This is a genomic window from Paraburkholderia sp. AV2 (assembly GCF_054968425.1).
This window is the reverse complement of record NZ_JBANLK010000010.1, coordinates 105,075-123,679: the sequence shown is the minus strand read 5'-3', so window position 1 is coordinate 123,679 and position 18,605 is coordinate 105,075. Positions and strand designations below refer to the sequence as shown.

General features: G+C 67.2%; 19 protein-coding genes. 16 read left to right on the top strand and 3 right to left on the bottom strand.

Translation table 11 applies throughout. The features are described 5' to 3' along the window. Positions 1 to 5 precede the first annotated feature (5 nt). The 8 genes from V8683_RS10375 (at position 6) to V8683_RS10340 (ending at position 6,655) form a co-directional block, all read left to right on the top strand. A complete protein-coding gene (locus V8683_RS10375; protein WP_411189664.1) occupies positions 6 to 299 on the top strand; it encodes an EexN family lipoprotein in 294 nt (97 codons plus the stop codon). Next, entirely contained in the window at positions 296 to 1,660 is a 1,365-nt protein-coding gene (trbL, locus tag V8683_RS10370) for a P-type conjugative transfer protein TrbL (RefSeq protein WP_411189663.1), read from the top strand. The genes V8683_RS10375 and trbL overlap by 4 nt, the downstream gene beginning before the upstream one ends. Positions 1,661 to 1,672: 12 nt before the next feature. Further along, a complete protein-coding gene (trbF, locus tag V8683_RS10365; protein ID WP_411189662.1) occupies positions 1,673 to 2,377 on the top strand; it encodes a conjugal transfer protein TrbF in 705 nt (234 codons plus the stop codon). Further along, positions 2,374 to 3,363: a P-type conjugative transfer protein TrbG gene (gene trbG, locus V8683_RS10360; protein WP_411189661.1), complete on the top strand. Its 990-nt coding sequence runs from the start codon at positions 2,374 to 2,376 to the stop codon at positions 3,361 to 3,363. Before trbF ends, trbG begins: the two co-directional genes overlap by 4 nt. 2 nt (positions 3,364 to 3,365) lie before the next feature. Next, positions 3,366 to 4,649, top strand: a complete 1,284-nt coding sequence (locus tag V8683_RS10355) for a TraB/TrbI/VirB10 family type IV secretion system protein (protein WP_411189660.1) — start codon at positions 3,366 to 3,368, stop codon at positions 4,647 to 4,649. Next, on the top strand, positions 4,646 to 4,906 hold the full coding sequence (locus tag V8683_RS10350; protein ID WP_411189659.1) for a DUF2274 domain-containing protein: 261 nt from the start codon (positions 4,646 to 4,648) through the stop codon (positions 4,904 to 4,906). Before V8683_RS10355 ends, V8683_RS10350 begins: the two co-directional genes overlap by 4 nt. Before the next feature lie 94 nt (positions 4,907 to 5,000). Then, complete coding sequence (locus V8683_RS10345; RefSeq protein WP_411189658.1) at positions 5,001 to 5,738, top strand: type IV toxin-antitoxin system AbiEi family antitoxin domain-containing protein; 738 nt, start codon at positions 5,001 to 5,003, stop codon at positions 5,736 to 5,738. Then, entirely contained in the window at positions 5,735 to 6,655 is a 921-nt protein-coding gene (locus V8683_RS10340; RefSeq protein WP_411190550.1) for a nucleotidyl transferase AbiEii/AbiGii toxin family protein, read from the top strand. The genes V8683_RS10345 and V8683_RS10340 overlap by 4 nt, the downstream gene beginning before the upstream one ends. Positions 6,656 to 7,047: 392 nt before the next feature. Here V8683_RS10340 and V8683_RS10335 read toward each other — a convergent pair whose 3' ends face one another. Further along, on the bottom strand, positions 7,048 to 7,851 hold the full coding sequence (locus V8683_RS10335) for a LytTR family transcriptional regulator DNA-binding domain-containing protein (RefSeq protein ID WP_411189657.1): 804 nt from the start codon (positions 7,849 to 7,851) through the stop codon (positions 7,048 to 7,050). A gap of 203 nt (positions 7,852 to 8,054) precedes the next feature. Between V8683_RS10335 and V8683_RS10330 the strand changes: the two genes are divergently transcribed. Genes V8683_RS10330 through V8683_RS10295 form a run of 8 tightly spaced genes read left to right on the top strand, consistent with a single transcriptional unit; the run spans position 8,055 to position 16,422 of the window. Continuing rightward, on the top strand, positions 8,055 to 8,933 hold the full coding sequence (locus V8683_RS10330) for an FAD binding domain-containing protein (protein WP_411189656.1): 879 nt from the start codon (positions 8,055 to 8,057) through the stop codon (positions 8,931 to 8,933). An 18-nt stretch (positions 8,934 to 8,951) separates the two neighbouring features. After that, on the top strand, positions 8,952 to 9,482 hold the full coding sequence (locus tag V8683_RS10325) for a (2Fe-2S)-binding protein (RefSeq protein ID WP_411189655.1): 531 nt from the start codon (positions 8,952 to 8,954) through the stop codon (positions 9,480 to 9,482). A 17-nt stretch (positions 9,483 to 9,499) separates the two neighbouring features. Continuing rightward, positions 9,500 to 11,911, top strand: a complete 2,412-nt coding sequence (locus tag V8683_RS10320) for an aerobic carbon-monoxide dehydrogenase large subunit (protein ID WP_411189654.1) — start codon at positions 9,500 to 9,502, stop codon at positions 11,909 to 11,911. A 21-nt stretch (positions 11,912 to 11,932) separates the two neighbouring features. After that, positions 11,933 to 12,592: an SRPBCC family protein gene (locus tag V8683_RS10315; RefSeq protein WP_411189653.1), complete on the top strand. Its 660-nt coding sequence runs from the start codon at positions 11,933 to 11,935 to the stop codon at positions 12,590 to 12,592. An 8-nt stretch (positions 12,593 to 12,600) separates the two neighbouring features. Next, the gene (locus V8683_RS10310) at positions 12,601 to 13,497 is read left to right on the top strand and encodes an AAA family ATPase (RefSeq protein WP_411189652.1); all 897 of its coding nucleotides are present in this window, start codon (positions 12,601 to 12,603) and stop codon (positions 13,495 to 13,497) included. Further along, positions 13,491 to 14,693 (top strand): vWA domain-containing protein, encoded by a 1,203-nt coding sequence (locus V8683_RS10305; protein ID WP_411189651.1) that lies wholly within the window; start codon positions 13,491 to 13,493, stop codon positions 14,691 to 14,693. The genes V8683_RS10310 and V8683_RS10305 overlap by 7 nt, the downstream gene beginning before the upstream one ends. Then, positions 14,690 to 15,772, top strand: coding sequence for an XdhC family protein (locus V8683_RS10300; RefSeq protein ID WP_411189650.1), 1,083 nt, complete (start codon positions 14,690 to 14,692; stop codon positions 15,770 to 15,772). The genes V8683_RS10305 and V8683_RS10300 overlap by 4 nt, the downstream gene beginning before the upstream one ends. After that, positions 15,772 to 16,422: a nucleotidyltransferase family protein gene (locus tag V8683_RS10295; RefSeq protein ID WP_411189649.1), complete on the top strand. Its 651-nt coding sequence runs from the start codon at positions 15,772 to 15,774 to the stop codon at positions 16,420 to 16,422. The genes V8683_RS10300 and V8683_RS10295 overlap by 1 nt, the downstream gene beginning before the upstream one ends. Positions 16,423 to 16,506: 84 nt before the next feature. Here V8683_RS10295 and V8683_RS10290 read toward each other — a convergent pair whose 3' ends face one another. Both V8683_RS10290 and V8683_RS10285 read right to left on the bottom strand, forming a co-directional pair. Continuing rightward, positions 16,507 to 17,043, bottom strand: a complete 537-nt coding sequence (locus tag V8683_RS10290) for an NADH-quinone oxidoreductase subunit B family protein (RefSeq protein ID WP_411189648.1) — start codon at positions 17,041 to 17,043, stop codon at positions 16,507 to 16,509. Continuing rightward, entirely contained in the window at positions 17,040 to 18,605 is a 1,566-nt protein-coding gene (locus V8683_RS10285) for a hydrogenase large subunit (RefSeq protein ID WP_411189647.1), read from the bottom strand. Before V8683_RS10285 ends, V8683_RS10290 begins: the two co-directional genes overlap by 4 nt.

Here is an 18,605-nt window from a genome sequence, read left to right as displayed (position 1 = left end):
CGGCCATGAAACGCGCGCCCGTCCTGTTCGCCTTCGCGTGCCTGCTGGCCGGCTGCGACCGGCCGCAGGCTTCGTCGGTCGATGCGCTGGCCGCCGACCCGACGCGGCTGCACGCGCTGCGTGCGCAGTGCCGGCGAGGCGAACGTGACGGCGCGTTCTGCGCGCAGGTCGGCCAAGCCGACCTGCGGCGCTTCCTCTCAGGGCAGGCCGGCCCGGACGAATACCAGACGCTCGCCGATCTGCCGCCGATCCCGGCCAGTTTCGACGGCCCCGACACGACGATGGAGCAGCGGCCATGAACGACGTTTCGATCATCGACCATTTCCTCAACGTCTTTTCCGCCTACATCGACTCCGGTTTCGGCCTGCTGCGCGGCGAAGTCGGATTCCTGACCGCAACGCTGGTGGCGATCGACATGACACTGGCCGGCCTGTATTGGGCGCTCGGCCACGCCACCGGCCAGGGCGAAGACGTGATGGCGAAGCTCATTCGCAAGGTGCTCTACGTCGGCGCCTTCGCCTACATCATCGGCAACTTCAACATGCTGGCCGGCATCGTGTTCCGGTCGTTCGCCGGCCTGGGCCTGACGGCCACCGGTTCGGCCGTGAGCATGGAGACGTTCCTGCAGCCGGGGCATCTCGCCAAGACCGGCATCGACGCCGGTATGCCGATCCTCGAACAGATCAGCGACATGGCGGGCTTTCCCGAGGTGTTCATCAACATCACGCCCATCGTCGTGATGTTCCTCGCCTGGCTGACCGTCATCGTCTGTTTCTTCGTGCTCGCGGTACAGCTTTTCATCACGTTGATCGAGTTCAAGCTGACCACGCTGGCCGGCTTTGTGCTGGTGCCGTTCGCGCTCTGGAACAAGACCGCGTTCCTCGCCGAAAAGGTGCTTGGCAATGTGGTGTCGTCCGGCATCAAGGTACTGGTGCTGGCCGTCATCGTCGGCATCGGCACGGGCCTGTTCGCGGAGTTCCCGACGATGCCCGCCGAGCCGTCCATCGACCATGCGCTGGTCGTGATGCTGGCTTCGCTCGCCATGCTCGCGCTCGGCATCTACGGGCCGGGCATTGCCACCGGCCTCGTGTCCGGCGCGCCGCAGCTCGGCGCTGGCGCGATGGCCGGCGCGGCATTGGGCGCCGCCGGAACCGCCGTCGCTATCGGCGCTGCGGCAACCGGCGTGGGCGGTGCCGTGGCTGCTGGCGCGCGCATGGCGCCGGCTGCGGCCAGTGCCATCGGCAGCGGCGCACGGGCTGCCGCTTCGACGGCCGGCAGCGCCCGGTCGGCGTTCCAAGCCGGTTCCGCTGCGGCGGGCGGCGGCTTCAAGGATGCCGCCGCAGGCGTGGGCAACGTCGCACGGGCGGGCGCGCAAGCCGCCGGGCAGAGAGTCGCCGCCGGCGCGCGTGCATTCGGCGAGCGGGTGGCCGGTGCATTCCGTGGCGAGAGTGGCGCGGCGGCCGGCGCGTCCACCCAAGCGGGCGCATCCAGCACCGGCTCGGCCTCGGCCGCCGCCGATCAAGAGCAACCCGCCTGGGCCAAGCGCCTGCATCGTCGCCAGCAGATCGCCCACGCGGCGACCACGACCGCGCACACGCTGCGCGGCGGGGACGGCGGCGGCTCTGCACAAGGCCCAAGCCTGGGCGATTCCGATTCTTGAGGAGAACGAGTCATGCGATTCAAGCGACCGCAGGTGCGCTACGCCGACACGCCGCAGCCTGCCACTCCGTATCAAGCCGCTGCGCAAGCGTGGGACGAGCGCATCGGCTCGGCCCGCGTGCAGGCGAAGAACTGGCGCTTCATGGCCTTCGGCTGTCTCGCGCTCGCGCTGCTGATGGCCGGCGGCTTGGTGTGGCGCTCGGCGCAGTCTTTCGTCACGCCCTACGTGGTGGAGGTGGACAAGACCGGCGAAGTGCGCGCGGTCGGCGAAGCCGCCACGCCGTACCGGCCGGCCGATGCGCAGATCGCTTTCCACCTCGCGCACTTCATCACGCTGGTTCGCTCGCTTTCCATCGACCCGATCGTGGTGCGGCAGAACTGGCTCGACGCCTACGACTACACCACGGACAAGGGCGCCGTCGTGCTCAACGACTACGCCAGCAAGAACGATCCCTTCGCTCGTGTCGGCAGGGAATCGGTGACGGTGCAGATCACCAGCGTCGTCCGCGCCAGCGATTCGTCGTTCAACGTGCGCTGGACGGAGCAGCGGTTCGTCAACGGCGCACCCACCGGCACCGAGCGCTGGAACGCCGTGGTGTCCATCGTCCTGCAAACCCCGCGCACCGAGCAGCGGCTGCGCAAGAACCCGCTGGGCATCTACGTCAACGGCCTGTCGTGGAGCCGCGAACTCGATGCGTCCGAAGGAGCCAAGCCATGAACCCGTCTTTCCGCTTTTACGCATTCGCGCTGACCGTGGCGGCCCTGTCGGGCTGCGCCTCGCAGGGCAAGCCGCCGCCGCGCATCTCGCTCGATGAGCCGGTGCAGGCACAGCCACTACCGGAGCCGCCCAAGCCCGTCGAAGTGGTGGAGGTGCCGAAGGTGCTGCCGATGCCGGCGCAGATGAAGCCTCTGCCGGAGATGGACGAAGCCAGGCCCGCGCCGGAACCCGCCGACGAAACCGTGCGCGTGTCGCGTGCCAACGCCGAGGCACGCATCGCGCCCACGCGTGAGGGCTACGTCAACGCGATCCAGGTCTGGCCCTTCACCGATGGCGCGCTGTATCAGGTCTATGCCGCACCGGGGCGCGTGACCGTGATTTCGCTCCAGCCCGGCGAGGAACTGGTGACGGTCGCCGCCGGCGACACGGTGCGCTGGATCGTCGGCGACACGTCCAGCGGCGCTGGCGACGCGCTGCGCGTAAACGTGCTGGTGAAGCCGATCCGTTCGGGCCTCAAGACGAACCTGGTCATCACCACCAGCCGGCGCACCTACCTGATCGAGCTGACCTCGACGGACAAGGCATGGATGGCGTCGGTGTCGTGGGAGTATCCGAAGGATCAGATGCTTGCTTTGCAGCGTCAGGATCGGGCGGCGCAAGCCGCCGCGCCGATCGACGCCGGCCTGTCGTTGGAGAAGATCCGTTTCCGCTACGCGGTCAGCGGCAGCAGTCCACCGTGGAAGCCGCTGCGCGCCTTCGACGACGGCGAGAAGGTCTATATCCAGTTCCCGCCCGGCATCGCCCAAGGCGAACTGCCGCCGCTGTTCGTCATCGGCGCGCAGGGTGACGGCCAGCTCGTCAACTACCGCTTCCGCTCGCCGTACTACATCGTGGATCGGCTGTTCGGCGCGGCCGAACTACGTCTCGGCGGCGACAAGGGCGACGTGGTGCGCATCGAGCGCACGGATGGCACGCGGGGGAACTGACCATGAGCCAGGACGAAACCCCGGACGTGCCCATTCCCGATGCCGCGCCGAAAGTCGCGCCGGAGAACGTGGCGCTACGTGCGCAGCCGCGCCCGGTGACGCGCCTCAACCGGCGCACGCTGGCGTTGTTGACGGGTGGCCTCGGCATCGCCGTGCTGGGCGCAACCCTGTGGTCGTTGCAGCCGAAGCACCCGCGCGGCAACAACGATGCGACCGAGCTTTACAACGTCGATCGCGTGTCGAAGTCCGAAGAACTCAACCGGCTTCCCGCCGACTACTCCAAGCTGCCGCCGAAGGTGCCGGAGTTGGGGCCGCCGCTGCCGGGCGACCTCGGCCCGGCCATCGTCAAGTCGCAGCCGCCGGTGGTGGCCAGCTACACGCCGCCCGGCCAAGATGCGGCGGCGGCCGAACGCGACGCACTGCGCAAGGAGGCGGAAGCGGCGGCGGGTTCATCTGTGTTCTTCCGTTCCAGCAACCAGCGCGCCGCGGCTGCGCCCGCGCAGACCGCTTCGATCGCACCGGCATCCGGCTTGGTGGGCTTCGACCCGCAGGCCGCCGGGCCGGCCTCGACGGCGGCGCAGCAGCCCGCCGACCCGACCACCGTGCAGAACCGGCAAGACCAGAAAGAGGCGTTCCAGAAAGCCGGAACCACGGAAACCCGTAATTCCGGCAACCTGCAAATGCCGACCTCGCCGTATCAGGTGATGGCTGGCACGGTGATCGCGGCGGCGCTGGTAACGGGCATCAAGTCCGACCTGCCGGGCGACGTGATCGGCACGGTGACGGAGCCGGTGTACGACACGGCGACGGGCCGCTATCTGCTGATCCCGCAGGGGTCGCGCATCTTCGGCAAATACAACAGCCAGGTCGCCTACGGGCAGAGCCGCGTGCAGGTGGTGTGGAACCGCATCATCCTGCCGGACACTTCTTCGCTCACGCTCGACAACCTGGCCGGCACCGACCCGGCCGGCTACGCCGGCCTGGAGGATGGCGTCGATTGGCATTGGGATCGCATCTTTGCCGGCGCGGCGCTGACGACGCTGCTGGGCATCGGTGCCGAGTTGGCCGCGCCGGAGAACCGCAATGGCGATCGCGTCATCGTCGCCGGCCGCGACAGCTTGCAGGACAGCGTAAATCAGGTCGGGCAGGAGATGACCCGGCGCAACCTCAACATCCAGCCGACGCTGACCGAGCGGCCCGGTCTGCCGGTGCGCATCATCGTCAACCGCGACCTGGTGCTGCGGCCATACCAGCCGCTGTTCTTCAACCGGGGGACTTCACGATGAGCACGGCGCGCAGGCTGCGGCTGGGGCCGCTGCCGAAAACCGAGAACGTGAAGCTGACGTTCGCGTGTCCGGCCACGCTCAAGGCCGACCTCGACCGCTACGCGGCCATGCACGCGCAAACCTACGGCGAAGCGGTCGATGCGACGACGCTGATCCCGCACATGCTGGAGGCGTTCATCGCGGGGGATCGGGGGTTCAGGCGGGGCAGGGGAGACGACACTCGACCGGCTTCCCGCGCGGCTGTTCCCAAGGCGTGAGCCTTTGGATATGTTGTCATTGTCGTATCTAGGCTACGACTGGAGACATCATCCCAAATTGACTTGCGCTTGGAAAAGTTGTAAAAGTCGTAGCATGGCTACGACTAATCCAAGTAAGCTAAATGCCCTCTACACCCGGCTGGCACCGGGAACGCCGCTGACCTCGGAGGACTTGGCGGCGCTGGGCATCTCTGCCGACCTGGCCGTCCACTACGTCCGGGCAGGCTGGCTCACGCGCCTGGCCCGCGGGGTGTACGGCCGCCCGAACGACACTCTGGCGCTCCACCCGAGTCTGTTGCTGTTGCAGCGCCGGTTCGAGGGGCTGCACGTCGGCGGCAAGTCGGCGCTGGACTGGTACGGCGTGCGCCAGTACGTGTCGCAACAGCCCGTGCTGCATCTGTATGGCTGGACGGCGGCCCGTCTGCCGGAATGGTTCACCGAACGCTTCCCGGCCGAGTACCACCGCAAGCGCCTGTTCGACGAGCAGCCGGTCGCCTTGCTGCATGTTGGCCCGTTCGAGAAGCGCAGCGGAGCGCCGCAGGTGTCGGCGCCGGAGCGCGCCTTGTTGGAACTGTTGAGCGAAGTCGGCGTGCGTCAGCCTTTGCAGGAAGCCCGCGAACTCGTCGAAAGCGCGTACAGCCTGCGCGCCGACGTGCTGCGTGAGCTGTTGCAGCACTGCACGAACGTCAAGACCGTGCGGCTATGTCTGCAACTCGGCCGCGAGGCGTCGTTGCCTTGGGCGGCGAAGCTCGATCCGGCCACGCTGCCGACGGGCAGCGATCGGCCTTGGGTGTCCCGATCGGCCGATGGCTTGTTGGTGCTCAAGCCATGAACCAGACCTATCTCGATACCGCGCGCCTGCTGACGCAGGTGGCGCCGCTGGTGTTCGTGGACGACACGTTCGCATTGAAGGGCGGCACCGCGATCAATCTGTTCGTGCGCGACATGCCGCGTTTGTCGGTGGACCTCGATCTGGTCTTTCCCAATCACACGCTGCCGCGCGACGAGGCGCTGACGCGCATCAACGAGGCTGTCAGGCAAGCCGCCGAGCGGTTGAAGAAGCGAGGGTTCCAGACGCACGCGCCAGCGGCCGCGGCAGGGGAGACGAAGCTGCTGGTGCGCAACGGTTCGATCCAGGTCAAGGTCGAAGTCAACTTCGTCATGCGCGGCACGGTGCAGCCGGTGCGTCGCGCTTCGCTCACGCCGACCGCACGCGACACTTTGCTGGCCGATCTGGAGATCCCGGTGGTGTCGCTGGAGGACGTGTATGGCGGCAAGCTGGTAGCGGCGTTGGATCGTCAGCACCCGCGCGACCTGTTCGACGTGATGCAACTCTTTGCGCACGAGGGCATCACGCCCGGCATCCGGCGCGCGTTCGTGGTCTATCTGTCCAGCAGCAACCGGCCGATCCATGAGGTGCTGTTCACGCCGCTGCGGGACATTCGGCATGACTACGAGCACAACTTCCAAGGCATGACGGCGGAACCCATACCTCTCGATGCGCTGCTCGCTGCGCGAGAACGCATGATGCGCGAACTCCAGCAAGGCTTGGACGACAACGAGCGACGCTTCCTGCTGTCGCTGGCCGCCGGCGCGCCGGAGTGGTCGCTGCTGGGCATCGCGCACCTCGAACAACTGCCGGGCATCCGCTGGAAGCTGCACAACCTGGCGCAGTTGCAGAAGACCGATGCGAGGAGGTTCGCCGAGCAGGCCGACTTGCTCGCTGCGCGGCTGGCTGCGCTATCCTAGAGCTGGTTGATGATGAGCCGATGCCGCGCAAACCCGCGTCAGCAAAGGACGTGTTTTTCTGACGGTAAAAGCGACGGTAAAGGCCCATGTCGATCAAAGCCAATTCCTTTAATCACGCGGACTTGCGTGACTCGTTGATGATCGAGTGGGAGTGATCTAACCCGTTCCCAAGTCGTTCCAATAGTGCGCTCCCCCTGTTTTTCCGTTAAAAAACGGGGGGTATTGTTCGGTATGGTCTGCTGTGATCCAGGCAGCGCCTGGAGGAAACGTCGGCATCGTGCACAGTATTGACGTTTCCCCCTCGGACGGTCTTGTCCGGTACCGTCACGCCGGTTCAACGGTATCGGCTGACGGTATACGTTTGAGGAATCCTTAACTTAATCACTCCCGCTTCACACCACGCCAAGCAGCTCTTTCAACTGCGCCGCCCGCGACCGGCTCACCGGCACGACGCTGCGCTCGCCATCGTTCATCACGAGGTTCACGCTGTCCTCGGCTTTCACGAGCTCGACCGCGTAGGGCAAGCTCACGATGTGGCTCCGGTGCACGCGCAGGAAGGTGCTGCTGTCGAGACGCAGCTCCAGATCCGCGAGCGACAGGTTCGAGAGATAGCGGTCGTCTTTCGTGACGATCGTCGTGTAATGGCCGTCGCCCTGGAAGCGCACGATGTCCTTCAGGTCGATCAGGATAACGCGGTTCTTGCGGTACACCGGAATCTTGAAGAGCCGCCGCGGCGGCGTCGGCGTGCCGGCGAGCGTTTCGGCCGACGGCTCGGTCGTGATGTCGGTCAGGTCGTAGAAGATCATGCAGGTGCCGCACGCGCCGTTCATGTCCGACATGCTCGACACCTTGATCATCAGAATCCGGTCAGGAATGTTGATCATCATCGCCACCGGCGGCGGCGACTTCACCGGGCAGCCGCCCGCGTCGCGCGACTGGAGCAGGAAACGCAGCTTGTCGCGGCTTTTCGCGGGGTGCAACTGGACGACGTCAATACCGAACAGCCTGTCCTGAGCCACGCCGAGCGACTGCTCGCCGGCCGGCCCGAGAATCTGCAGCGCGACATCGTTGAACGCGCTGACGCGCCCGTTCGCGTCCAGCCAGACCACGCCCGGATTGAACTGCTCCAGCCGGTGCTGGAAGGTTTCGGCGCGGCGTGCGTCGGTGGCCGGCGTGACGTGCTCGAACGGTTTCATCCAGGGTTCTCCCTGAGGCGCTCGCGGCGTTTGCGCGGCGTACGCGACGCCGGTGCGGTGCCTCTGTTTTAAGTCCTTTCCCCGTTTCACGCAAGTTTTCCGGCGGCCGGCGCAGTCTGGCCGCCGTTGGCGAAATCGCGTTGAATTGCTGCATTGCATTGTGAAATGCTAATTAACCGGAGGACGAAAACAAGGAGACTGGCGTGATTCCCCGACCCTTCGAATACCACGCGCCGCAGACGCTGCCCGAGGCGGTTGCGCTGCTCGGCGAGTACGGCGAGACGGCGAAAGTCCTCGCGGGCGGCCACAGCCTGCTGCCGATGATGAAGCTGCGCTTCGCGCAGCCCGATCACCTGATCGACCTGGGCAAGCTGGCCGAGCTCAAGGGCATCCGCGAGGAAAGCGGCACGCTGTGGATCGGCGCGATGACGACCGAAAACGAACTGATCTGGTCCACCGTGCTGCAGACCCGCTGCCCGTTGCTCGTCGAGGGGGCGCGGCAGATCGCCGATCCGCAGGTGCGCTATCGCGGCACGCTGGGCGGCGATCTTTCGCACGGCGACCCCGGCAACGATCATCCGGCGCTGATGATCGCGCTCGACGCGGCGTTCGTGCTGCAGGGCGCAGCCGGCGAGCGCACGGTGCCGGCCGACGGCTTTTTCGTCGGCACCTACGAGACGTTGCTCGCGCCCGGCGAGATCATGACCGCGATCCGCATTCCGGTGCCTTCGCCCGCCACCGGCTATTGCTATGCGAAGCTCAAGCGCAAGACGGGCGACTTTGCGACGGCGGCGGCGGCCGTCACGATGCGGCTGGCGGGCGGCAACGTCGAGCACGTGCGCATTGCTCTGACGAATGTCGGCGACACCGTGATCCGTGCAAGGGATGCCGAGCAGGCGCTGCTCGGCAAGCGGTTCGACCCGCGCGCCCTGGACGAAGCGGCGCGGCTTGCCATGGCGGCATGCAATCCGGTGCCGGACCTGCGCGGCGACGCCGACTACAAACGGGCGATGGCGGGCGAGATGACGCGCAGGGCACTCAATATGGCATACGAACGGGCGACCGGCCCGGCTCGTCCTTAAAGCCTGGGAGAACACGACATGGCCAAAAAAACGATGGTGTCGTTCAGCCTCAACGGCAGCGAAGTGGATGTCGTCGTCGAGCCGCGCGAGCTGCTGATTCATACGCTGCGCGAAAAATGCCAGCACACCGGGCCGCATATTGGCTGCGAGACCTCGCATTGCGGCGCCTGCACGGTCGACTTCAACGGCATGTCCGTGAAGTCGTGCACGCTGCTGACGGTGCAGGCGCAGGGCGCGGCGGTCCGCACGGTCGAAGGGCTCGCCGAGGGCGGCACGTTGCACGCGCTGCAGGAAGGTTTCATGCAGGAGCATGGCCTGCAGTGCGGATTCTGCACGCCGGGCATGCTGATGCGCGCGTATCGCCTGCTCCAGGAGAACCCCGATCCCACGGAAGCGGAGATCCGCTACTGGATGGCGGGGAATCTGTGCCGCTGCACGGGATACCAGAACATCGTGAAGGCCGTGCAATACGCCGCGCGCAAGCTGCGCGGCGAAGCGGCCGAAACGTCGCATCCGCTCATCGAGGCGGACGCGGCGCACGCGCACTGAGCACAGGGAGAAACGTCATGGGCAATTTCGACGCCAATCTCGAACGTCTCGCCGCGCTCGAAGGCATGGGCTGTTCGCGCAAGCGCCGCGAGGATCCGCGCTTCATCCAGGGCAAGGGCACCTATGTCGACGACATCAAGATGCCGGGCATGCTGTTCGGCGTCATGGTGCGAAGTCCCTATGCGCACGCGCGCGTGAAGCACATCGACAAGTCGCGCGCGCTCGCGCATCCCGGCGTGCACGCCGTGCTCACCGCCGACGATCTCAAGCCGCTCAAGCTGCACTGGATGCCGACACTCGCGGGCGACGTGCAGGCCGTGCTCGCCGACGAAAAGGTCTGCTTCCAGAACCAGGAGGTCGCGTTCGTCGTGGCCGACGACCGCTACGTCGCCGCCGACGCGGCCGAGCTCGTGGACGTGGAGTACGAGGAGTTGCCCGCGCTCGTCGATCCGCTGAAGGCGCTCGAACCCGATGCGCCCGTGATTCGCGAGGACATTCGCGACAAGGATACCGGCGCGCATGGAGCGCGCAGGCATCCTAACCACATCTTCACGTGGACGATGGGCGACCGGGACAGGACCGACCGCATGTTCGAGAATGCCGAGGTCACGGTGAAGCAGGATCTCCTGTATCCGCGCGTGCATCCGTGTCCGCTCGAAACCTGCGGGTGCGTCGCCTCGTTCGACAAGGTGCGCGGCGATCTCACCGTCTACATCACGTCGCAGGCGCCGCACGTTGTGCGCACCGTGGTCGGGCTGCTTTCCTCGATCCCGGAATCGAAGATCCGCATCATTTCTCCCGATATCGGCGGCGGGTTCGGCAACAAGGTGGGCGTGTATCCGGGCTACGTGACGTCGATCGTCGCATCGATCGTGCTTGGGCGCCCCGTGAAGTGGATCGAATCGCGCAACGAGAACCTCTCCAGCACGGCGTTCGCGCGCGACTATCACATGACGGGCGAGCTCGCGGCCGACAAGGACGGCCGCATCAAGGCGCTGCGCGTGAACGTGGTGGCCGATCACGGCGCGTTCGACGCGTGCGCCGACCCGACGAAGTGGCCCGCCGGCATGTTCCACGTCTGCACGGGTTCGTACGCGATTCCGAATGCGTTCGTTTCGGTCGACGGCGTGTATACAAACAAGTTCCCGGGCGGCGTGGCGTATCGCTGCTCGTTTCGCGTGACCGAGGCGGTGTACCTGATCGAGCGGATGGTAGACGTGCTCGCGCAGAAGCTTGGCATCGACAAGGCCGAGATCCGTCTGCGCAACTTCATCCGCAAGGACCAGTTTCCGTACACCACGCCGCTCGGCCTCGAATACGATTCGGGCGACTACGATACGGCGCTCAGAAAGGTGCTCGCCGCCGTCGATTACGACGCGCTGCGCGCGGAGCAGGCGCAGCGCCGGGCCGATCCCGACGCCGAATGGCTCATGGGCATCGGCGTCGTGAATTTCACGGAAATCGTCGGGGCCGGGCCGTCGAAGATGTGCGACATTCTCGGCGTGGGCATGTTCGACTCGTGCGAGATTCGCGTGCATCCGGACGGTTCGGCGATCGCGCGGATGGGCACCATCACGCAGGGCCAGGGGCACCAGACCACCTACGCGCAGATCATCGCGTCCGAGGCCGGTATTCCCGCGTCGCAGATCGCCGTGGAGGAGGGCGACACGTCTACCGCGCCGTACGGGCTCGGCACCTACGGCTCGCGCTCCACGCCGGTGGCCGGCGCGGCGGTGGCGCGCGCCTCGCGCAAGATCCGCGAGAAGGCGCGCCGGATCGCGGCGCACCTGCTCGAAGCGAGCCCCGACGACGTGGAATTCGATCTCGACCGCTTCGTGCTGAAGGGGTCGCCGGAACAGTTCAAGACGGTGAAGGAAGTGGCCTGGGCGGCGTATAACAACGTGCCGGAAGGGCTGGAAATGGGCCTCGAAGCCGTCGACTACTACGACCCGCCGAACTTCACGTTTCCGTTCGGCGCGTACGTCTGCGTCCTCGACGTGAACCGCTACACCGGCGAAATCCGCGTGCGGCGTTTCTACGCGCTGGACGATTGCGGCACGCGAATCAACCCGATGATCATCGAGGGGCAGATTCACGGCGGCCTGACCGAAGGCTTCGCGGTCGCGCTCGGCCAGGAACTGCCCTATGACGAGTCGGGCAACCTGCTCGGCGCGACGCTGCTCGACTATTTCGTGCCGACGGCCGTGGAAACGCCCCATTGGGACACCGACTTCACGGTGACGCCTTCGCCGCATCATCCCATCGGGGCGAAGGGCGTAGCCGAATCGCCGCACGTGGGCTCGATTCCATGCTTCACGTCGGCCGTCGTCGATGCGTTCGCGCATCTCGGCGTCACGCATATGAACATGCCGCACAACGCGTACCGCGTGTGGCAGCAAAGCCGCGAGCTTGGCCTGACCCGGGCCTGAGCGTTGCGGAAGGAGCGCGCGATGAAAGTCGTACTCGACAAGGTGTTTCCACTCGCTGCGAACGCGGACAGCGCGTGGCAGCTCATGCAGGACATCGAAGCCGTGGCGGGCTGCATGCCGGGCGCGAAGATCACGGAGCGCGTGGATGCTACGCACTACAAAGGAACGATCACGGTCAAGCTGGGGCCCGCGACGATGGCGTTCAAGGGCGATATCGAAGTGCTCGCGCTCGATGCGGCGGCGCGCAGCCTGCATTTGAGCGGCAAGGGTACGGACTCGACGGGCGGCTCGGCGGCGGCGATGGATCTCGTGGCGGCCGTGCGGGCAAGCGGCGAGGCGAGCGAGCTGACCGGCCGGAGCGAGGTGACGATGAGCGGCAAGGCCGCCGCGATTGGCGGCCGGCTGATGGGACCGGTCTCGGAACAACTGCTCAAGCAGTTCGTGGCGAACTTCGCGGCGCGGCTCGATGCGATGAATGCGCAGGCGGCGCAGGCGGTGCCGCCTGCGTTGGCGGAAGGCGAGGCGAACATGCTCGCGGCCGTGAGCGCTACGGGTGCCACGAGTGCCACGAACCCCACGACTGCCGCGCCTCCTGCCGAGCTCAACGGCATCGCGTTCGTCTGGGCCATGTTCCGCGACTGGCTGCGCGGCCTCTTCTCGCACGAGGCCCACGGCCGCTGAGGCACGTCATGACGCCCACCGATCGCATGCCCGACGTCGTCGCGCTGCAGGCGAAGCTCGCGAGCCATGGCTACATTGCCGAGCGCAGCTTCGCGGCGGCGCTGTTGCTGACGCTGGAAATGCGCCTGCCGCTGCTGCTGGAAGGCGAGGCGGGCGTTGGCAAGACCGAAGTGGCGAAGGCGCTGGCGCGCCTGCTCGCGGTGTCGCTGATCCGGCTGCAATGCTACGAAGGGCTCGATGCGCACACGGCGCTGTACGAGTGGAACTACGCGCATCAACTGCTGGCGATCAAGCTGTTCGAGCAGGACGCGCGACCGCTGCGCGACAAGGAACAGGATGTCTTTTCCGAACGCTACCTGCTCAAGCGCCCGCTGCTCGAAGCCATCACGACCACGCCCGCGCCCGTGCTGCTCATCGACGAGATCGACCGCACCGACGAAGCCTTCGAAGCGTATCTGCTCGAAGTTCTTTCGGACTTCCAGATCTCGATTCCCGAGCTGGGGGTGATTCGCGCGATCGAACGTCCTTACGTCATCCTGACTTCGAACGGCACGCGCGAGATCTCGGATGCGTTGCGCCGCCGCTGCCTCTATCAGTACGTCGACTATCCGTCGTTCCAGCGCGAACTGCTGATCGTGCGGACCCGGGTGCCCGAGGTGCCCGAAGCGCTCGCGCGCCAGGTGGTCGAGTTCGCGCACGCGGTGCGGCAACTGGCGCTGCGCCGCAAGCCCGGCCTCGCGGAGACGCTGGACTGGGCGGCCGCGCTGCTGCGCCTCGGCGTGAGCGCGCTCGACGAGGGCGGCATCGAGCGCGTCATGGATTCGCTCGCGGCGCTCGTAAAGACGCGCGAGGATCAGGCCGCGCTCACGAGACCGGTCGTCGAAAAACTGGTGGCGTCATGTTGACCGGAACCGAACGCGCCGCCGCGCCGACCGACGCTCCCGATCTTGCCGACAGGCTCGTCGCGCGCTATGCCGGTTTCGCGGGCTGGCTGCGCGCGAACGCGTTCTGCGTGACGAGCGCGGACGTGGCGGCGTCGATGGAGATCGCGAATCGCATGGGCCAGTTCGACAGCGATCTGCTGCGCTGGAGCCTGCGCGCGCTGCTGTGCTCGCGTGCGGAAGACTGGCGGCGCTTCGACGATCTGTTCGACGCCTGGTTCAGGACACCGAACCGGCGCAAGCTGGTCGAAACACGGGCAGGGGGCGCGGGGCCGCTCGCGCGCGACGAGGCGGGCGAGGGACTGCCGGACGCGAGCGAGGGCACGCCCCTGTCGCTCGCGGGTCGCGGCGCCGGCGCGCCGGGCGAGGGCGCCACGGCCGATGAGGGAGCCACCGAAGCCGAATCGCTTGCCGGCGCGGATTTCCGCCACCTCAACGATCACGCTGAACTCTTTGCCATCGATGCCGCGATTCGCCGCTTCGCGCAGCGCCTGCGCGGAATCGAAACGCGCCGCGAGCAGCGCGCGAACCAGGGGCGGGCCATCGACCTGCGCTGGACCTTGCGCCGCAGCGTGTCGCGCGGCGGCCTGCCGGCGGAGCTCGGCTGGCGGCGCTTGCGGCGGCAGCGCCCGCGCATCGTGCTGATGCTCGACGTGAGCCGCTCGATGAACCTCTACAGTTTCTTCCTGCTGCGTCTCGCGCGCGTGCTGAGCGGTCGTCTGCGCGACGTGCGCAGCTTCATTTTCCACACGCGGCTCGTCTGCATCGACGAGGCGCTGCGCGATCCCGATCCGCGGCGCGCGCAGGAGCGCCTGCATCTGATCTCCGAGGGCTGGGCCGGCGGCACGCGCATCGGCGAGAGCCTTGCCGGATTCAACCGCTACTACGCTTCGAGCCTCCTGCATTCGCGCACGGCGGTGGTGATCGTCAGCGACGGCTACGACGCGGGCGATCCGGCGCAACTGGGCGACGCGCTGGCCGCGATCCGGCGCCGCTGTCATTCGCTCGTGTGGCTCAATCCGCTCGCCGGGCGGCCGGGATTCGAGCCGGTCAGCGCGGGCATGCAGGCCGCGCTGCCGCACCTCGATCTGTTCGCGGGGGCGCGCGATCTCGCGAGCCTCGAACGCCTGTTTCCGCAAATTCTCGGTGCGTTGCAATGAATGCCGAAACCGTCGATACCGTCCCGGCCGCAGTCAGCCTGCTGCAGCTCGAACAACAATTGACCGATGCGGGGGTGCCGTTTGCCGTCGCAACCGTGATCCGCGTGGCGCCGCCGGCCTCGACCCAGGTGGGCGCGCAGGCGCTCGTGGAAAGCGACGGCACGCTGCATGGCTGGATCGGCGGCGGGTGCTCGCAGGCGATCGTGATCGAGGCCGCGCGGCAGGCGATCCGCTTCGGTCAGCCGCGGCGGGTCCGCATCAGCAACGAGCCCACGCCACCCGATCCCGAAGTCGAGGCCCACGCCATGCCGTGCGCGAGCAACGGCGCGATGGAACTCTTCATCCAGCCGACCGTGCCGGCGCCGCTCGTGATCGTGTTCGGCACAACGCCGACGGCGCACGAAGCCTGCGTGCTGGCGCGGCGCATGGGCTTGCGCGCGTCGCTGGCGACCGATGCCGCGCGCGCGGGCGGTCCGCGTTTCGACGCCGCGGCCCTCGACCGCGCCGGCGCGTCGTTCGCGCTGATCGCGACGCAAGGCGACGGCGACGAGGACGCGCTCGAAGCCGCGCTGCGCAGCGGCGCCGGGGCCGTGCTCCTGATCGCGAGCCGCCGCAAGGCCGAGCGGCTGCGCGAAGCGATGTGCGCGCGCGGCGTCGACGAAGGCCGGCTCGCGGCGTTGCACGCGCCGGCTGGACCGGCGATCCACGCGCATACGCCGCAGGAAATCGCACTGGGGGCCGTGGCGGGACTCGTTGCTTTGCGGCACGAACGGGAAGACGCGGTGGCGGCCGCGCAAGCGGCCGTTCCGCAGGCCACCGTCGCCACGGAGGCCGTGCCGCCGCTGCCGCCGTGCGAGATTCCTGAGGCGCCGGCGGCCGAGGCGGGACGCTATGTGAATCCGGTGTGCGGCATGAGCGTCGAGATCGCGACGGCGAAACACGTCGTCGTTTATGGTGGCCGCAAGGTGTATTTCTGCTGCGACTGCTGCAAGGCCGAATTCGAGCGCGCGCCGGCGCGCTATCTGGCCGCTGCGCCAGAGCACGAGGCAAACCCCGGCGATCGGCCCGCGGAGGGATGATGAATACAGTGAAGTTTTCGGCCGTCGTGCTCGCGGCGGGCCTGTCCACGCGTATGGAGGGGCGCCACAAGCTGCTCTTGCCGGTGGGAGGCGAGCCCGCTGTGCGGCGCGTGGTGCGCGCCGTCGTTGCCGCGCAGCCGCAGGAGGTGGTCGTGGTGACGGGATTCCATGGGCGCGCCGTATTCGAAGCGCTTGACGGCCTCGACGTGCGCTTTCAGAGCAACCCGCGCTACCAGGAAGGGCAGATGACCTCGGTCGCGTCCGGCGTCGCTGCTTTGCAGGCGCCGTGCGACGCCGTGATGATTTGTCTCGCCGACCAGGTGTTGCTGGAGGCCGCCGATTATCGCGAACTGGTCGGCGCTTACGCGTCGATGCCGCGCGGATCGATTCTGGTGCCGATGTTCAAGGGCGCGCGCGGCAATCCGGTTCTGTTTGCAGCGAGTTATGCCCCCGAGGTCGTGAGCGGCCACGTGAATCCGGGTTGCCGCAAGCTGATCGCCGAGCACGGCGACGAGGTCTTTCTTCACGAGGCGGCGCACGACCGCTTTTGCATCGACATGGATACGCCCGCCGATTATTCGAGCATTGTCGCGCGAGTGGAAACCCCGATTACGGTCACGGTCAAACGGGCGTGTTCACAGGCATCATGACGTCGTTCTGAGCGTCAGCGATGCCGCTCGCGCGACAGCGTTCGAGTGGCGGCCAACGGCGGCGACTATTGACGGAGACGATGCTCAATCAGGGGAAACCGGGTCATCGCGCCGGCTTCGCAGTGCCGCCAGAATGCCTCTCAAGAGATCGACGGGCGGCGGCGGGCAGCCGGGAATGTGGACATCGACGGGAAGCAGCTCCGAAAGCGGCCCGCAGACCGCATAGCTGTCCTTGAAGATACCGCCCGTGCATGCGCACTCTCCGGCGGCAACCACCAGCTTTGGCTCGGGCGTTGCCTCGTACGCCAGCCGTACCGCCTCGCGCATGTTCACAACAAGAGGACCCGTCACGAGGAGCATGTCGGCATGCCGGGGACTCGCGACGAAGCGGATCCCCAACCCCTCGATGTTGTAGTACGGGTTGTTGAGCGCGTGAATTTCGAGCTCGCAGCCGTTGCATGATCCCGCATCGATCTGCCGGATGCACAGTGCGCGGCCGAGCACGTCGAGAATCTGCTGATGCAGCCGTTGAGACTCCGTGCGCCAGTCGTCACCGCCCGGAGGAATGAGTTCGGCAGGCGCGCGCGTACCGGCGATCCGCTTGAGAAGTTGCCACGTCACAGGTCGTGCCCCGCGTAACAGAGATTGAACGACTTATTGATCAGCGGGAAATCCGCGACGATATTGCCGATGATCGCGACTTCGAGAGCCGGCCAGTTCTGCCAGGACGGATCGTGGCAATGACAGCGCGCGAGCATGCCGTCCTCGCCGGTTTCGAGCGCAACGAGCACGTCGCCGCGCCAGCCTTCGATCCATCCCGTTCCATACGACGGCGGGCGGCGGATATCGGGTTGCACGGCGATGCCGCCGCGCGGCACGCTGGTGAGGATCGCGCGGATCTGGCGTAACGATTCGTCGATCTCGCGAAAGCGCAGCGCCACGCGGGCCGCCACGTCGCCGCGCTCGTCGCCGAGGTGGCGCGCACCGATTTCGCGGTAGGGAACTTGCGCGTGATCGACCCGCAGGTCCATCGCGCCGCCGCTCGCGCGCGCGGCGAAACCGCGTACGCCGAGTTGAGCGGCCATCGCCGGCGTGAGAATGCCGGTCTTCGCGAAGCGGTCCTGCATGCCGGCGTGATCGTCGTAAATGCGCCGCATCGAGCGGACCTCGCGCTCGATGCGGTCGCACTGCGCGAGGATCGCGCCCGCCTGTTCGTGGTCGAGATCGCGCGCGAGGCCGCCGGGCTCGATCGCGTCGAAGAGGTAGCGGTGGCCGAAGGTACGCTCGTTCAGGCGCAGCCAGTCTTCCTTCATCCGCGAAAACTGCGCGAGCCCGAATGCGAAGCCCGCATCGTTGCCGAGCGCGCCAAGATCGCCGAGATGGTTGGCGACGCGCTCGCGCTCCAGCAGCAGCGCGCGCAGCCATTGCGCGCGCGGCGGAATCGTCGTGTCGAGCGCGCGTTCGAGCGCCATGCAATACGCCCACGCAAATGCGACGCTGCTGTCGCCGGCGATCCGGCTTGCCAGGCGATGGCCAGCGAGCGCCGGCGTACACTCGAACAGGCGCTCGATGCCGCGATGCGTATAGCCGAGCCGCTCTTCGAGCCGCAGCACTTTTTCGCCGACCACGGAGAAGCGGAAGTGTCCGGGCTCGATGATGCCGGCGTGAATCGGTCCTACCGCGATTTCATGCACGCCGTCGCCGGCGACCCGCGTGAACGCGTAGTCGGCTTCCTGCGACGCGAAGCGCTCCGTGCCGGTTGCGGACTTGCGCAACGGGAAGTAATCGGCGGGCCAGTTGCCGTGGTTCAGCCAGGGGCGCACGTCGCCGGCGCCGCACGCGCGCAGGCCGGTCAGATCGTAGACGGCGCGCTGCATGCGGGCCGCGTACGGAAAGAGGGCGGAGAGGTCCGGGTACTCGCAGGCCCAGGACGGCGTCTTGCCGAGCGGTAGCCGGACCCACAGCAGGCCGTCGTCCACGGCATAGGCGGCGCATACGATGAAGGTGCCGCCGGGGTCTTCGGCGCCCCACAGCGTGATCAGGCGCCCCCCGCCTTCGTCGACCGCGGCGGCAACGCGGACCCAGGCCGCGACATCCACGTGCGCAACGAGCGTGGCCGGCGCCTCCCCGAACGTGGCAAGGCGGGTGAGGCCGGGTAAGGAGTGGAATGCGTCGATCCCCAT

Coding starts and splice junctions, on each gene's coding strand:
- V8683_RS10375 (WP_411189664.1), top strand. CDS start 6: ATGAAACGCGCGCCCGTCCTGTTCGCCTTCGCGTGCCTGCTGGCCGGC.
- trbL (WP_411189663.1), top strand. CDS start 296: ATGAACGACGTTTCGATCATCGACCATTTCCTCAACGTCTTTTCCGCC.
- trbF (WP_411189662.1), top strand. CDS start 1,673: ATGCGATTCAAGCGACCGCAGGTGCGCTACGCCGACACGCCGCAGCCT.
- trbG (WP_411189661.1), top strand. CDS start 2,374: ATGAACCCGTCTTTCCGCTTTTACGCATTCGCGCTGACCGTGGCGGCC.
- V8683_RS10355 (WP_411189660.1), top strand. CDS start 3,366: ATGAGCCAGGACGAAACCCCGGACGTGCCCATTCCCGATGCCGCGCCG.
- V8683_RS10350 (WP_411189659.1), top strand. CDS start 4,646: ATGAGCACGGCGCGCAGGCTGCGGCTGGGGCCGCTGCCGAAAACCGAG.
- V8683_RS10345 (WP_411189658.1), top strand. CDS start 5,001: ATGGCTACGACTAATCCAAGTAAGCTAAATGCCCTCTACACCCGGCTG.
- V8683_RS10340 (WP_411190550.1), top strand. CDS start 5,735: ATGAACCAGACCTATCTCGATACCGCGCGCCTGCTGACGCAGGTGGCG.
- V8683_RS10335 (WP_411189657.1), bottom strand. CDS start 7,851: ATGAAACCGTTCGAGCACGTCACGCCGGCCACCGACGCACGCCGCGCC.
- V8683_RS10325 (WP_411189655.1), top strand. CDS start 8,952: ATGGCCAAAAAAACGATGGTGTCGTTCAGCCTCAACGGCAGCGAAGTG.
- V8683_RS10320 (WP_411189654.1), top strand. CDS start 9,500: ATGGGCAATTTCGACGCCAATCTCGAACGTCTCGCCGCGCTCGAAGGC.
- V8683_RS10315 (WP_411189653.1), top strand. CDS start 11,933: ATGAAAGTCGTACTCGACAAGGTGTTTCCACTCGCTGCGAACGCGGAC.
- V8683_RS10310 (WP_411189652.1), top strand. CDS start 12,601: ATGACGCCCACCGATCGCATGCCCGACGTCGTCGCGCTGCAGGCGAAG.
- V8683_RS10305 (WP_411189651.1), top strand. CDS start 13,491: ATGTTGACCGGAACCGAACGCGCCGCCGCGCCGACCGACGCTCCCGAT.
- V8683_RS10300 (WP_411189650.1), top strand. CDS start 14,690: ATGAATGCCGAAACCGTCGATACCGTCCCGGCCGCAGTCAGCCTGCTG.
- V8683_RS10295 (WP_411189649.1), top strand. CDS start 15,772: ATGAATACAGTGAAGTTTTCGGCCGTCGTGCTCGCGGCGGGCCTGTCC.
- V8683_RS10285 (WP_411189647.1), bottom strand. CDS start 18,605: ATGGGGATCGACGCATTCCACTCCTTACCCGGCCTCACCCGCCTTGCC.